This is a genomic window from Planctomyces sp. SH-PL14, assembly GCF_001610835.1.
Taxonomy (GTDB): Bacteria; Planctomycetota; Planctomycetia; order Planctomycetales; family Planctomycetaceae; genus Planctomyces_A.
Genome location: NZ_CP011270.1, coordinates 7488108 through 7502221, shown reverse-complemented (window position 1 = coordinate 7502221; position 14114 = coordinate 7488108). Strand labels below are relative to the sequence as shown.

Here is a 14114-nt window from a genome sequence, read left to right as displayed (position 1 = left end):
CGAACGCGGCAGGCGGGATAGGCTGTAACGACGATTCCGCCGGACGGGGAGAGGTTCAACCGGCCCGCGATTCAGGACGATGCTCACTCGATGGTCGGCCGCGGCGAGGCGTCTCCGACGCCGGAGCCGGTCCCGCCCGGGTGATTGACGGAGTTTCCGAAGGAGGAGGGTCATGCCGCCGCGTCGCAAACCGGTCTCCGCCGGCCCCGCCGCCATGGCGACCGCCCATCCGGCAACCCATTTCGAGCCGTTCCTGCAGTACCTGACCGCCGAGCGCGGGATGTCGCGGAACACGGTCGCCGCCTACCGGAACGACCTGAACCAGTTCCTCACTTGGGTCTCGTCGCGGAAGGTCGCCTCGCTTCATCAGATCGACCTGGCTCTCCTCGGCGACTTCCTGGCGTTCCTTCACGAGCAGAAGTTCGCCGCCTCGACGATCGCCCGCCGGCTGGTCGCCATCAAGGAGTTCTTCCGATTCCTCGTCCTGGAGCAGGTCCTCACCGAAAGTACGGTCGATCTGCTCACCTCGCCGAAGCTGTGGCAATACCTCCCGACGGTCCTCAGTCCGGAGGTCGTCGATCAGCTGCTGAGTGCTCCGTCGGGCGACGACCGGTTTCCTCTGCGGGACCGGGCGGTCCTGACGACGCTCTATGCGACCGGCTGCCGGGCCTCGGAGGTCTCGAACCTCAAGATCCAGGACCTCAAGCTCTCGGAGAACTTCTGCCGGTGCCTGGGGAAGGGGAACAAGGAGCGGATCGTCAACCTGAACCCGGTCGCCCGGGCGGCACTCGAGGCCTACCTCACGAAGGAGCGGCCGGCGCTGGCCAAAGGCCGATCGGTCGACTGGCTGTTCGTGACCCGCGGGGGCCGGGCCTTCTCACGGATCATGGTGTGGCATCTCGTGAAGCGCTATGCCGGCCGCATCGGATGCGCGGCGGATGTCAGCCCGCACACGCTCCGTCACAGCTTCGCGACGCACATGCTCGCCGGCGGGGCGGAGATCCGGGCCCTGCAGGAGATGCTCGGCCATGCCAGCATCCGCACGACCCAGATCTACACGCAGGTCGAGCACAGCCGGCTGAAGAACATCCACACGAAGTGCCACCCGCGCGGGTAACGAGGCGGCTCTCCCGATCGCCGCTGACGCGCCAACGGATCCCCTCGATGCTCGCCTGCGTGTCAGATCCGTCCCAGCAGGACCAGGATCAGCAGGATGACCAGAACCAGTCCCAGCCCGCCGCTGGGACCGTAGCCCCAGTTCCGGCTGTGCGGCCAAGTCGGCACGGCGCCGAGCAGAAGCAGAATCAACACAATCAGCAGAACGGTTCCCAGCATGATGTCGTCTCCCGGCGTTGCACGGACGACGACAAGCTGCGGGTGTGTCCTGCGGGCCGGCCGATCACCGTGATCGCCAAGGCCGATCTCTCAGCCGCCTCCTAGGCTGTGGACACCCGTCCTGCTCATCCGTCGTTCCGTGAACGACGGATGAGCACAAACGGTGCCTCTTTTCGTGCAGCCCCCTGTTCAGGCCTTGGCGATCTCCGGGACGACGTACGGAGCCCGGTACTCGCGCTTCAGGAACGCATTGGCGATCTCGGCGTTCTCGCCGACGAAGACTTCCTTCTCCGGGTCGACCGTCAGGGTCGGACTGAGGACGATCGGCTTGCTCGCCATCGGGATCGAGTAGGCCGCAAGGTGCTCCTCGGTCTCCTTCAGGAGGCTCGCCCAGATCCCCTTCGGGTCATCAAAGCCCTTCGCCGCGTCGGCGGTGTAGGGGCGGCCGGCGCGGAAGGCGATGTTCGCCAGGTTGCACCAGCCGGTCGAGTCGTGGCCGACGGCGACGCTGGCGTTGAGGAGCGACGGATCGCCCACCCGGACGGCATCGAGGAAGTTCTGGTGGTGGACGCCGTTGCCGCCGTTCCCCTTGAACTTCTTGATGAGCTTTCCTTCCTTGTCGAACGCCGCGCCGGAGCCGCGCTGGCCTTCGAATCGGCCCCCTTCGCAGTAGGCGATGTAGCCGCTGCCGGGCCCCGGGTGAGCCGGAATCTCCTTCGACATCGGGGCGGCCGGGAGGTTGCTGAGGCCGATCACGACCGGGATCGAGCCGGTATCGAAGTAGACGAAGTGGACGTTCGGCGTTTCGCCGGCATCGTCCCAGACCACCCGTCCGCCGCCGCCGAAGATCCGCTTCGGCAGGGTCACCGTGTCCTGGAAGACATTGTTGCGGAGATCGTCCAGGACGTGGACGCCCCAGTTCCCCATTTCGCCCGAGCCGGTGTTCCAGTCCCAGTGCCAGTCGTACTGGAGCTTCTCGCGGTAGATCGGCTTGTCCTGCGCGGGACCGAGCCACAGGTCGTACTGGACGGAGGACGGAATCGGAAGAGGGGTGGCGCGTTTGCCGATCGAGGCCCGGATGCCGTAGCGGTTGACGCGGGCCGACTGGATCTCGCCGAGGGCCTTCTCCTTGTGGAGGAAGTCCTTGATCTCCGCCTGCATGGGGTCGGACCGCTGCTGGGTTCCGATGGCGCAGACCTTCTTGTACTTCCTGGCGGCCTCGACGGTCTGGCGGCCTTCCCACTGGCTGTGCGAGAGGGGCTTTTCGACGTAGACGTGCTTTCCGGCCTGCATGGCCCAGATGGCGGCGAGGCAGTGCCAGTGGTTGGTGGTGGCGACCACGACGGCGTCGATCGTCGGGTCGTCGATGAGGGCGCGAAGGTCGGTCCAGGTCTGAGCTTTGGGGAACTTCTTCTTCGCGTCGTCGAGGCGGGATTCGTCGGGATCGCAGAGTCCGGCGATGTTGACGCCGGAGAGCTTGCTGAACTGCTGCATGTGCTCGTTGGCCCGGCCGCCGCAGCTGATGAAGCCGAGGTTGATCGAGTCGTTGGCGAGCGCGAAGGTTTTGCGGGCGGGGGCGACGGCGATGGACGCGGCCGCGGAGGCGAGGAGGAAGTGGCGCCTTGAGAGCTGAGGCATGATCGGTGATCTCCGGTGGGAAGACGCGAGTCCGGATCCCTGGTGTCGGCCGAGTCGATCCGTGAACTTCGACGATAGATCGGCGCCGTTCCGAATTCCAGCGCGATCGGAGCGGGGGGTGGAGGCACGAATCGCGCCGTTGCCGGCACGGCTCTGCTCGCTCAAACCCAACGTGCGACGGCAGCCTGGGGTCAAGGGGGCCACGCCCCCTTGCCGCCGGAGGCACTTCCATGAGGAACCGTGGGACACAACGGACGTCCCCTTTGGGGGACCAGCGTTGAAGACTCACCACTCGCACTGAACTCCCGCGGTCAGGTGGGGGGGCATCCGGCACGCTGTCCGCGCTTGGACACGATCTCCTTCAGACATCTCTCGACGGCCAAGCCTCCGGCGGGCAAAGGGGCGTTGCCCCCTTGCATCCCCCACCAGGGTCCCCCTGGACCCAGTAAATAACGAAAACGGCCGGCTTCACAGGAAGCCGGCCGTCTCGACGTTCTGAGAGTCTTTCAAACAATCACTGAGTGCAGGTCCCAGCATTGTCGCAGGCGGTCATCGGAGCCGCACAGCCGGGATCAACCGGGCAGCACGGATCGACCGGAACCTGACGGCAGACAACCTTCGGCACGCAACGGGTCTTCGTGACGCAGACCGTGTGCGGGACGCAGCGGGTCTTGCAGACGTAAGAGGTCTCGCAGACCGTCCGCGGCACACAGAACGGGACGCGGCGGGTGCGGGTCTCGTTCACGTAGCTGCAGGTCGTGTAAGGAACCTTCTTGGTGATCGTCTGGCAGGTCCAGGTGCAGGTCGTGTAGGGGATCTTCTTGGTGATCGTCTGGCAGGTCCAGCTGCAGGTCGTGTAAGGAACCTGCTTCGTGCGGGTTTCGCAGACGTAGCGGCAGGTCGTGTAAGGAACCCGGCAGTGCTTCGTTTCGCAAACCCAGCTGCACGTCGTGTAGGGAACCTGCTTCGTGATCGTGTAGGGAATCCGCGTGCAGGTCGTGTACGGAACCTTGCAGTGACGGACTTCCGGAACCATCCGGGTGCAGGTGATGTGACGGGTCACAACCTTCGGAACCCAGACCCGCTTGCAGACGATCCGCGGCGGGCAGGCGACCGGGCCGGGGCAGCAGTGATCGGCGGCGGTGCCGTAGGCAACGTCGCAGGGAGCCGCACAGCCCGGATCGGCAACGACCGTCCCGGGGATGCATTCCTTGACGATCTGCCATTCACCGCAGCATTCCTGAACGCACTTCGTTTCCGTGACCGGACGGCAGACGGTGTAGCAGACGTCGCGGTAGCAGGTCTGCGATTCGGTGCGGTAGGCGGTACAGCAGACGGTACGGTAGCAAGTGTTGTAGACCGGCCGGCGAACCGTGTGGCACACGTCGCGGTAGCACGTGTTGTAGCACGGGCGACGGACGGTGTAGCAGACGTTCTTGTAGCAGGTGTTGTAGATCGGACGGCGGACCGTGCAGCACACCGTGCGGTAGCAGGTGTTGTAGCAGGGCCGCTTCACGGTGCAGCAGACGTCGCGGTAGCAGGTGTTGTAGACCGGCCGGCAGACGTTGTAGCACTCGTCGCGATAGCAGGTGTCATAGACCGTGCGGGTCTTCTGCACCGGAATCTTCTCGACGCACGTCGTGTAGACAGTCTGCTGCTCGGTGTACTGCTCGGTGCAGTAGATCGTTTCGCGGACGGTCTTGTAGCACGACCCGCTCATGACGCGGGCGTTGCCGTAGTCTTCACAAACCTGGCACGCAGGTGGGGGACAGCATTTGTACCGTCCCATCCCGCAGAACAAGCCGGCATCGGCTTGCGTCCCCCCGGCGACCAGGAGCAACGTCGCCAGGACGGGAACCCACGCTCTCAGTTTCATGGTTTCTAGTCCTCTCAGAACACCCCGTCAGTGGCGGGAGCACAACGCTACACGCTCTGCCCATTTGCTTCGGCTTTTCCTTCCGAAAAACTCGAACGACAGGCAGCCTTTGCCGTTGTTTCTCCCCGCCCCAGTTCCCGGGGTCGGCCCATCCCGCATGATCGTCACGACCGGACGACTCACTCTCGGGACGGAGCGGCGTCACTCCGCTCAGTCTCGTGATCGACCCCCGCGAAGGGCTCGCTCCATGTCGATCCGAACGGGCGTTCCGGGGAGGCTCGCCTGAGCCGGCGGGGGCTGATAATGTTGCTTCGCACGGAGAAATGCTGGCATTCCGCAACTCTTCGCTTTCTTGCCCAACTTCCAGACGCGACGACTTCAATGAAATTTGCCATCTGCCACGAGCTGTTCGAGAACTGGTCCTGGGAGGATCAGTGTCGAGAGATTGCGCGGCTTGGATACCGCGGAATCGAGTTCGCGCCGTTCACTCTCGGCCGTCCGCCTGCGGCAGTTTCTGCCGGTGAGCGAAAGGAAATCCGGGAAACCGCGGAGAAGCACGGACTTCAGCTCATGGGCCTCCACTGGCTCCTGGCGAAGACGACCGGCTTCCATCTGACGACCGCCGACGCGGCGGTTCGGGCCGCTACGGCGCGGTATCTCGTCGAGCTCGCGCAGCTCTGCGCGGACTTTGGCGGCTCGGTCATGGTGTTCGGTTCTCCCGGTCAGCGGAGCCTGGAGAAAGGGGCGACCTGGCAGCGGGCGTTCGGCAACGCCGTCGAGGTCTTCCGGCAGGCGATGCCCGCCATCGGCGACCTCGGCGTCACGATCTGCATGGAGCCGCTGACCCCCAAAGAGACCGACTTCATCAACACCTGCGGCGAAGCGACCGCGATGATCTGGGCGGTCGACCATCCGAACTTCCAGCTCCACCAGGACGTCAAGGCGATGCTCGGCGGCGAGACGACGCCGATCCCGGCGCTGATCGATCGCTACAAGGACGTGACGAAGCACTTCCACGTCAACGACTCAAACCTGCTCGGCCCCGGGATGGGGGAGACCGACTACGTCCCGATCCTCACCGCCCTCAAGAACTCAGGCTACGACGGCTGGGTCTCGGTCGAAGTCTTCGACTACAAGCCGGGAGCGCAGCGGATCGCGCAGGAGAGCATCGAGCATCTCCAGCAGACACTCCGGACGATCGGCGGCTGAACACCTCCGGACGCCGGGGAGAGCCGTTCCGCGACCGCGGTCGGTCTTGAGCCAATTCGACCGCGGAGGCGGGAAGCCGAGGGGATCGACGAGACGGTTCCGGATCGATCGCTACAGCTCGCGTCCCGCACGCCGGAGCCGGCTGCGACGGCTGGAATCCTGCGGACACGAACAAAGTTGCCGGGAGGGACGTCCGATGTATTCGGTCACCCGGACGACTCCGGAGTCCCCCGAGCCGAGTGCGGTCCCCCCTTGGACACACAGGCCGTCCCCCCTTCGGACGGTCCGCAGTCTCCAAGCCGCTCCCTGGCCCGGTCGATATAACGCGAAAACGGATGCGAGCGCCGACTGACAACAGTCGGCGCGAACATCCGTTTCGCTGTTTTTGCTACGCTCGACTGCACGCTCTTCCGCGCGAGACGACCGACGCAACAAGAATGATCCGCGCAGTCGACGTCACACCCGCTTGATAACGAAGAAGCCGGTCGTGAACTTGGGAGTGGCTGCTGCACTTGTCTGAACGATCGATCCACGGATGACCGCGGGATTGTCGGTCGCGATCGGTTTGGATGGATCCAACGGAACTAGCCAACCGTGGAGCGTGTTGGTGAAGGGAGCGCCGTTCGGCAACGCTCCCACAGCCGAGATCGAAACGCTCTCCGGGTCGCCGTCGGTGACCGTCAAGGTGAGAGCTAGAGTGATGGCGATTGGAGGAGGCGAGAACGTCAACGTTCCACTCTTGCTCCCGGCATCAATCGTCACGTCACCCACGCTCGACCAGGCTTCGAACGGCGGCTTGGCGACGCCAACGGAGAGCGCGATCGGCTCCGGTCGAAAGCTCTGATACTGCCACTTTCCTTCAAGATCTGTCACGACGGCCCTTTCCTGATTTAAGAGATATCTGTGGGAAAGCCCCACGGCCCCAGAACAGGCCCGCGTCGCAGGCCTCAGGAAAGTCTCGGCGAGGTGCGGGCTCCATTCAAGTCAGCGACCAGCTCGCACCGTGGATTTGACGTGACACTCATCGATTCTTGACGGCCCGCTGTCGACTGCCTGAAATGGAGCCGCTCGCCGCCCCGCCACCTTGTTCAGGTCCCTCCCCGTGCTCCGATCCTCCCTCTCGCTTTGTCTCGCCTTCGTCGTCGGTTCGATCGCTGCGTCGTCGCACGCGGAGGAGGCGCCGCTCAATGTGCCGCCGGCCGGCTATGTCGCGCTGTTCAACGGCAAGGACCTCGCCGGGTGGCGGGGAGGGACGACGGAAGATCCGCAGAAGCGTCGCGATCTGTCGGAAGAGGAACGGGCCAAGAAGGACAAGGCTTCGGTCGAGGACATCCATAAGCACTGGACGGTCGAGAACGGCGAACTCGTCAACGACGGCAATGGGCTCTACCTGACGACCGACAAGGACTACGGGGACTTCGAGCTCCTGCTGGAGTATAAGACGGTCGCCAAGGCGGATTCGGGGATCTATCTCCGCGGCATGCCCCAGGTCCAGATCTGGGACTACACCAAGGAGGGGGGAAAGTGGGACCGGAACGCCGACAAGGGTTCCGGAGGGCTCTTCAACAATCCCAAGGGGGAGCCGGGTCAGCTTCCGCTCGTCCTGGCGGACCGGCCGTTCGGTCAGTGGAACACGTTCAAGATCCAGATGGTCGGCGAGAACGTGACGGTTCATCTCAACGACAAGCTCGTCGTCGACAACGCGAAGATGCACAACTACTTCGCCAAGGAGAAGCCGGTCCCGGCGGCGGGTCCGATCCAGTTGCAGACGCATGGCGGCGAGATCCGCTGGAAGAATGTGTTTCTCAAGGAGTTGTCGGCGGCGAAGTGAATTACGCGAACGACAGATGCTGGCGCAGCGTGCGCAACTGTTGCGCAACACCCACCGGGTCCAGGGGCACCCTGGTGGGGAGTGCAGAGGGGCAACGCCCCTTTGCCCGCCGGAGGCCTGGCCGCTGAGAGATGTCTGAAGGAGCACGTGTCCAAGCGCGGACACCGTGTCGTATGCCCCCTCACCAAGCCGCGCGGATTGCAAAGCGAGCGTGGAGTCCTCAACGCTGGGACCACAAAGGGGACATCCGTTGTGTACCACGGTTCCTCATCGAAAGTGCCTCCGGCGGCAAGGGGGTGAGACCCCCTTGACCCCGGCTGCCGTCGCACGTTGGGTTTGAGCTATGGGAGCTGCGCCGGCAAGGACACGCATTCCGCATTCCCCGGAATAGACCGCGAGTCGCGCCCACGGTTCTCACCAGGATTCCTCTTGGAATTCTGCGCTCGGGGCGGAAGAATCGCGGTATGCCCTACCTACCGATCGAGAAGTACGGCGTCATCGGGAATCTCCGCACCGCGGCCCTGGTCGGGATGAACGGGTCGATCGACTGGCTCTGTCTGCCGCGGTTCGATTCGCCCAGCGTCTTCGGCGCCATCCTCGATGACGCGAAAGGGGGGAGATTCCGAATCGCTCCCACGCTGGAGCAGCTCAGGCACAAACAGTTCTACTGGCCGGACACCAACGTCCTCGTCACGCGGTTCCTTCATCCGGACGGGATCGCGGAGCTGGAGGACTACATGCCGGTCGGCGGCGACCCGCAAAGTTCCGGCCAGGCGGACCAACTGATCCGCCGTGTGCGAGCCGTCCGCGGCCACATGACGTTGCGGATGGAGTGCACCCCGGCGTTCGACTACGCCCGCGCCGCAGCGACGATCCACCTCACCGACCACGGCGCCTGCTTTGAAGGAGCCGGGCTGACGATCGGGCTCTCCTCCTCGGTTCCGCTGAAGCGATGCGATGGCGGCGTCACCGCCGAGTTCGATGTTCACGAAGGGGACGAGGCGGTCTTCGTCCTCCGCATCCTCGAGTCCGGGTGTGCGCCGTGCCCATGCCCCAGGACAGGCGAGGCCCACGAGCGATTCCTGGAGACGGTCCACTACTGGCAGAAGTGGATCTCCAAGTGCACCTACCGCGGCCGCTGGCGCGAGTCGGTCCAGCGCTCGGCCCTGGCGCTCAAACTCATGACCTACGAGCCGACGGGGGCGATCGTCGCCGCGCCGACGACGAGCCTTCCGGAAGGGGTCGGGGGAACGCGGAACTGGGACTACCGCTACACCTGGATCCGGGACGCCGCGTTCACGGTCTACGGCCTCCTGCGGATCGGCTTCACGGAGGAGGCGGTCCGGTTCATGGACTGGCTCCGCGATCGATACCGCGAGCCGGGGGACGGCAACGGACCGCTCCACATCCTCTATCGGGTCGACGGCAGCATCGACCTGCACGAGGAGGTCCTGTCCCACCTCGACGGCTACGCGGGGTCCAAACCGGTGCGGATCGGGAACGGGGCGGCGGACCAGCTCCAGCTCGACATCTACGGCGAGCTGATGGACTCGGCGTACCTCTTCAACAAGTACGCCGCACCACTGGGATTTGACGCCTGGGTTTCACTCCGCAAGCTCGTGGACTGGGTGGCGGACAACTGGCAACGCATCGATCAAGGTGTGTGGGAAGTCCGGGGAGAACCGCGGCAGTTCGTCTTTTCCAAGTTCATGTGCTGGGTGGCGATGGACCGCGGCCTGCGGCTCGCGCAGAAGCGTTCGTTCCCTGCGGACCACATCCGCTGGCTCAAGGTCCGCGACGAGATCTACGAAGACGTGATGCGGCACGGCTGGAGCAAGACGCGGCAGGCGTTCACACAGGCCTACGGTTCCGATGCCCTCGACGCGTCCGCTCTCCTGATGCCGCTGACCTTCTTCACGGCGGCAAACGACCCGCGGATGCTGAAGACGATCGACGCCATCCGGCAGCCGCTCCACAAAGGAGGGCTCGCCGCCGACGGTCTCGTCTATCGGTACCGCGTCGACGAGGCGGATGACGGTATGACGGAAGAGGAGGGGACCTTCAACATGTGCTCCTTCTGGCTCGTCGAGGCCCTGACCCGCGCCGGCCAGACGAACCCGCGCTATCTCGACGAAGCCCGCCTCCTCTTCGAGCGGATCACCGGCTACGCCAACCACCTCGGCCTCTACGCCGAACAGACCGGCCTCAGCGGCGAAGCCCTCGGGAATTTCCCGCAGGCCTTCACGCACCTGGCGCACATCAGCGCGGCGTTCAACCTGGATCGGGCGCTGGGGAGCCGATAACGCCCGGAGGTTAAACACCAAGACACCAAGGAGGCACAAAGAGCACCAAGAGAAGAAGAGGACAGAATCGTGGCCGCAGCGATCTCCCCCCTTGGTGTCCTTGGTGCAATCTTGGTGTCTTGGTGTTTAACCCGCCGAGCCATCGATGTACTGCCGGTGCCACTCTTCGAAGACGAGCAGGTTCCAGAGTCGGTAGGAGTGGTCCCAGCGTTCGGACTCGTGCTCTTCGACGAGTCGCTCCACTGAGCGCATGTCGAAGTAGCCGCGGGCGGCCGCCTGGGACGAGAGGATCGTGTCGCGGAGGAGCGAGCGGAGCTCGTCCCGGAACCAGACCGAGAGCGGAACGCCGAAGCCCATCTTCTTGCGGGTCTGGATTGCCGGCGGGAGCAGGTCGCGGAAGGTCTCCTGGAGGATGATCTTGCCGCGTCCGGGAGCGAACTTGAGATGGATCGGCATCCGGGCCGCCAGCTCCATGACGTGGTGATCGAGGAAGGGGCTGCGGCCCTCCAGGCTGAACGCCATGCTGGCGATGTCGACCTTCGTCAGGATGTCGCAGGGGAGGTAGCTCAGGACGTCCGTGCAGGTCGTCTGAGTGATGAAGTCCCGGTCGGGACAGGCGGTGTAGGCATCGAGGAGGAACGTGCCGGAATCGAAGCCGCCCAGTCGCCGGCGGAAGTCGGGCGTGTAGAGGTCGCGTCGCAACTCGTCGTCAAAGATCCCGATCCAGCGGAGATACCGCCGCTGCGGCGACTGGCCGAGCGCCTGGAGGAACCGCTTGCCGCGGCGGACGATCGACCGCTGGTTGCCGAACGACGGGATCTGCTGCCAGAGCTTCGCGCCGAAGAGGCCGCGGGCCCACTGCGGCAGAACGTCGAGCCGGCCGGCGAGGGCGACCGCCTGATAGCGTTCGTACCCGGCGAAGAGCTCATCGCCGCCGTCACCGCTGAGGGCGACCGTCACTTCCCGCCGCGTCACCTCCGAGAGGTACATCGTCGGGATGGCGCTGCTGTCGCCGAACGGCTCGTCGTAGTGCCAGACGAGTTTGGGCAGCATCTCGAGAGCCTTCGGCTCGACGAGATACTCGTGATGGTTCGTGCCGAGGTGCTTCGCCGCCGTCCGGGCGTACTCGCGCTCATCGAACTGCTTGACCGGGAAGCCGATCGAGAACGTGTGGATCGGGCGGTCCGAGAGGCTCTGCATCAGCCCGGAGATGATTGTCGAGTCAACGCCCCCCGAGAGGAAGGCTCCGATCGGCACGTCGGACCGCATCCGCAGCCGGACCGCCTCGGTCAGCGTCGACCGCAGGCGGTTCCGCCAGTCGTCGTCGCTCCAGCAAGCCGCGTTCGCCAGCTCCGGATCCGCCAGGGGTTGCTCGGGCGGGGCGTCGGAGTAGGGAGGGAACCAGTATCGCCGGACCGAGAGCGTTCCCCGTTCATAGAGCGCCAAGTGCCCTGGCGGGAGCTTGCTGTAGCCCTTGAGGATCGTCCGCGGATGCGGGACGTACTGGTACGTCAGGAACAGATCGACCGCCTCCGGATCGACCTCGCGGGGGGCTCCCGGAATCTGGAGGAGCGTCTTGAGCTCGCTCCCGAAGGTCAGGCGGTCCGGTTCGTGGCGGTAGAAGAGGGGCTTCTTTCCGGCCCGGTCCCGGGCCAGAAACAGCCGCTCCTTCGCCCGGTCCCAGATCGCGAAGGCGAACATCCCCCGCAGCTTCTGGAGGCAGTCGAGTCCGTACTCTTCGTACAGGTGGACAATGACTTCCGTGTCCGTCGACGTCGAGAAGCGGTGCCCCTTCGCTTCGAGGTCGGGCCGGAGCTCCCGGTAATTGTAAATTTCACCATTGAAGACGATCCAAACCGACTCGTCCTCGTTGGCGAGCGGCTGGTGTCCGGTGGAGAGGTCGATGATCGACAGCCGCCGGAACCCGAGGGCACAGCCGGCGCCGTCGGGAAGGGTGTCGAAGTAGGCTCCCTCGTCATCGGGGCCCCGGTGCTGGATGCAGTCGGTCATCCGGCGGACTGTCTCGTTCGACAACCGCTCGCCACGTCCCGTCCAGCTGCCACCCGCGATTCCGCACATTCGATCGATCTCTTGATCGGTCCACAGTTTCCAACGGCGGCCGACGTCCGCCTTAACGATCCCGCCGCGTGGGTCGTAACGGTAGTCGGCCGCCCGCCCCGATTCTACGCGGACGGCATGGTCTCCCCCGCCGGTTTCGTCGGCGGAGGCGGCGCAGTTTGCCCTGTCGATTCGCGGGGGGCCTCCTGAGATTCTTTCGGGACGTTCGGTCCATTCGGTATTCGCGCCCCAGCCGTCGGCCGTCCCAATGGAGAGCGGCATCTCGTGTGCTTCTCTCGTTCCTCGAACGGTTTCGGCCACGCGACAGGCAATTTCAGCCGATAAGTACGTCGCTCGCCGGGGCCGACGGCTCCCGCGAACGGGCGCCTCGGTCGAGCGGAGAAACCGCAGCCTCAGCGTTTCTCCTTGAGACCGGACATCGCACAGGGATCGTGCGGATTCGACACCTTTGACGTTCGAGTTGCACGACTCCTCCTCCATGTCCCGCACGAACTTCTGGATCGTGATCTGGACGCTCACCGTCTGGACGGTGCTGGCGAACCTCGTCCTGTTCCCGACTGAAATCCGGGGCCAGGACTTCTCGCCCGTTCCGGCGCTGGAACCGGGCGTTCCGCCGGCGCTGCCGCCGCTCCCCGTCCCGGCTTCCATTCCCGTCGATCCCGCCGCCCGTCCGCCGCTGCCGACGCTGACGCCGGGGTTTGGCTCCTGCGACACGCCGGACTACTGGATCGTGAGCAGTCGGGAGGCGGTCCAGCATCGCCTGAAGCGGCGCGAGGACTGGACGCTCGACGTCTTCCATCGGCACGTCGGTGGCCAGACCGTCCGGACCAGCATGGCGGACCTCTCCGGGCAGATGGCGCCGGGGGTTCCGGTCCTGATCTGCATCCACGGCAGCTTTGTCGACTGGAACAGCAACTTCAAAGAGTCGGCCGAGGCGTACCAGTGGATCCGCCGGGCGGCTCCACACCTGCCGATCCAGGTCATCTTCTTCAGCTGGCCGAGCGAAGGGCCGTACACCCGGATCACGCCGATCGACGTCGCCATCAATGGCGAGCGGGCGGAGTTCAACGGGTTTCATCTTGCCCAGTTGATCTCGGGACTGCCGGAGTCGTGTCCTGTGAGTCTGATCGGCCACAGCCACGGCTGCCGGGTGATCCTTTCGACGCTGCACATCGCCGGCGGGGGAGAGATTCAGAACCTCTGTTATCGCTACAGCCTGGGGGCGTCGCGACGGTATCGGGCGGTGCTGGCGGCGGCGGCGGTCGATCACAACTGGCTCAATCCCGGACAGCGGTATGACCGGGCCCTGTCCCGTTGCGAGGGGATGCTGAATCTCATCAACCGGGACGACATGGCGATCTTCGTCTATCCGCTGCATCGGCCGGGGGCGCAGCGGGCGCTGGCGCGGATCGGGCTGACGGACCGGGACTATCGGCAACTCGGTGCGACTGCGTGCCGCCTGTCGAATCTCGACGTGACGCAGCTGGTGGGGCAGAACCATTTGTGGCCGGGCTACTACAGCTGTCCGCGGATTGCGACATCGATTGTGCCGTACGTCTACTTTGCCGACGGCAATACGACGGCGATGCTCGATCCGGTTTCTTCGGCACCTCCGGCCGAGCCGACACAACCGGAAGAACTGATTCCGCTGCGCTGACGGGGCGTGTTCGATGGCCGGTGGTCCGGCGGGCGGATCATCCATTGCGCCAGGTGAGCCGGGGTCCAGGGGCTCGCCCCTGGTAGGGAGTGCAGAGGGGCAACGCCCCTTTGCCCGCCGGAGGCCTGGCCGTTGAGGGATGTCTGAAGGAGTGAGTGTCCAACCGCGGACACCGTGTCGTATGCC

General features: G+C 64.9%; 10 protein-coding genes. 5 read left to right on the top strand and 5 right to left on the bottom strand.

The annotated features are described in order from the left end of the window. Positions 1 to 172 precede the first annotated feature (172 nt). On the top strand, positions 173 to 1117 hold the full coding sequence (gene xerD / locus VT03_RS28910; RefSeq protein ID WP_082846615.1) for a site-specific tyrosine recombinase XerD: 945 nt from the start codon (positions 173 to 175) through the stop codon (positions 1115 to 1117). Positions 1118 to 1179: 62 nt separating this feature from the next. Here the strand turns inward: xerD and VT03_RS28905 are convergent, their stop codons facing one another. The 3 genes from VT03_RS28905 to VT03_RS28895 all read right to left on the bottom strand — a co-directional run bounded on the left by VT03_RS28905 (position 1180) and on the right by VT03_RS28895 (position 4849). Next, entirely contained in the window at positions 1180 to 1335 is a 156-nt protein-coding gene (locus VT03_RS28905) for a DUF3309 family protein (protein ID WP_075096219.1), read from the bottom strand. A gap of 189 nt (positions 1336 to 1524) precedes the next feature. Next, positions 1525 to 2973, bottom strand: coding sequence for a Gfo/Idh/MocA family protein (locus VT03_RS28900; protein WP_075096218.1), 1449 nt, complete (start codon positions 2971 to 2973; stop codon positions 1525 to 1527). 514 nt (positions 2974 to 3487) lie between these two features. After that, complete coding sequence (locus VT03_RS28895) at positions 3488 to 4849, bottom strand: hypothetical protein (RefSeq protein WP_075096217.1); 1362 nt, start codon at positions 4847 to 4849, stop codon at positions 3488 to 3490. A 381-nt stretch (positions 4850 to 5230) separates the two neighbouring features. On the opposite strand from VT03_RS28895, the gene VT03_RS28890 reads away from it, so the two are divergent. Further along, positions 5231 to 6058, top strand: coding sequence for a sugar phosphate isomerase/epimerase family protein (locus VT03_RS28890; RefSeq protein ID WP_075096216.1), 828 nt, complete (start codon positions 5231 to 5233; stop codon positions 6056 to 6058). Positions 6059 to 6514: 456 nt separating this feature from the next. Here VT03_RS28890 and VT03_RS28885 read toward each other — a convergent pair whose 3' ends face one another. After that, entirely contained in the window at positions 6515 to 6931 is a 417-nt protein-coding gene (locus VT03_RS28885) for a hypothetical protein (protein ID WP_075096215.1), read from the bottom strand. Positions 6932 to 7160: 229 nt separating this feature from the next. Here VT03_RS28885 and VT03_RS28880 point away from each other — a divergent pair, with 229 nt between their 5' ends. Both VT03_RS28880 and VT03_RS28875 read left to right on the top strand, forming a co-directional pair. Then, complete coding sequence (locus VT03_RS28880; protein ID WP_075097352.1) at positions 7161 to 7889, top strand: DUF1080 domain-containing protein; 729 nt, start codon at positions 7161 to 7163, stop codon at positions 7887 to 7889. Between the two features lie 464 nt (positions 7890 to 8353). Next, complete coding sequence (locus VT03_RS28875) at positions 8354 to 10192, top strand: glycoside hydrolase family 15 protein (protein ID WP_075096214.1); 1839 nt, start codon at positions 8354 to 8356, stop codon at positions 10190 to 10192. A gap of 126 nt (positions 10193 to 10318) precedes the next feature. On the opposite strand, the gene asnB is transcribed toward VT03_RS28875, so the two are convergent. Beyond that, the gene (asnB, locus tag VT03_RS28870; RefSeq protein ID WP_075097351.1) at positions 10319 to 12271 is read right to left on the bottom strand and encodes an asparagine synthase (glutamine-hydrolyzing); all 1953 of its coding nucleotides are present in this window, start codon (positions 12269 to 12271) and stop codon (positions 10319 to 10321) included. Positions 12272 to 12749: 478 nt separating this feature from the next. On the opposite strand from asnB, the gene VT03_RS28865 reads away from it, so the two are divergent. Next, positions 12750 to 13928, top strand: coding sequence for an alpha/beta hydrolase (locus VT03_RS28865; RefSeq protein ID WP_156514831.1), 1179 nt, complete (start codon positions 12750 to 12752; stop codon positions 13926 to 13928). The last annotated feature ends 186 nt before the right edge of the window (positions 13929 to 14114 follow it).

What these genes read in the sequence shown, in the direction of transcription:
- VT03_RS28890 (WP_075096216.1), top strand. Translation starts at nt 5,231, where the DNA reads ATGAAATTTGCCATCTGCCACGAGCTGTTCGAGAACTGGTCCTGGGAG.
- VT03_RS28900 (WP_075096218.1), bottom strand. Translation starts at nt 2,973, where the DNA reads ATGCCTCAGCTCTCAAGGCGCCACTTCCTCCTCGCCTCCGCGGCCGCG.
- xerD (WP_082846615.1), top strand. Translation starts at nt 173, where the DNA reads ATGCCGCCGCGTCGCAAACCGGTCTCCGCCGGCCCCGCCGCCATGGCG.
- VT03_RS28905 (WP_075096219.1), bottom strand. Translation starts at nt 1,335, where the DNA reads ATGCTGGGAACCGTTCTGCTGATTGTGTTGATTCTGCTTCTGCTCGGC.
- asnB (WP_075097351.1), bottom strand. Translation starts at nt 12,271, where the DNA reads ATGTGCGGAATCGCGGGTGGCAGCTGGACGGGACGTGGCGAGCGGTTG.
- VT03_RS28865 (WP_156514831.1), top strand. Translation starts at nt 12,750, where the DNA reads ATGTCCCGCACGAACTTCTGGATCGTGATCTGGACGCTCACCGTCTGG.
- VT03_RS28895 (WP_075096217.1), bottom strand. Translation starts at nt 4,849, where the DNA reads ATGAAACTGAGAGCGTGGGTTCCCGTCCTGGCGACGTTGCTCCTGGTC.
- VT03_RS28875 (WP_075096214.1), top strand. Translation starts at nt 8,354, where the DNA reads ATGCCCTACCTACCGATCGAGAAGTACGGCGTCATCGGGAATCTCCGC.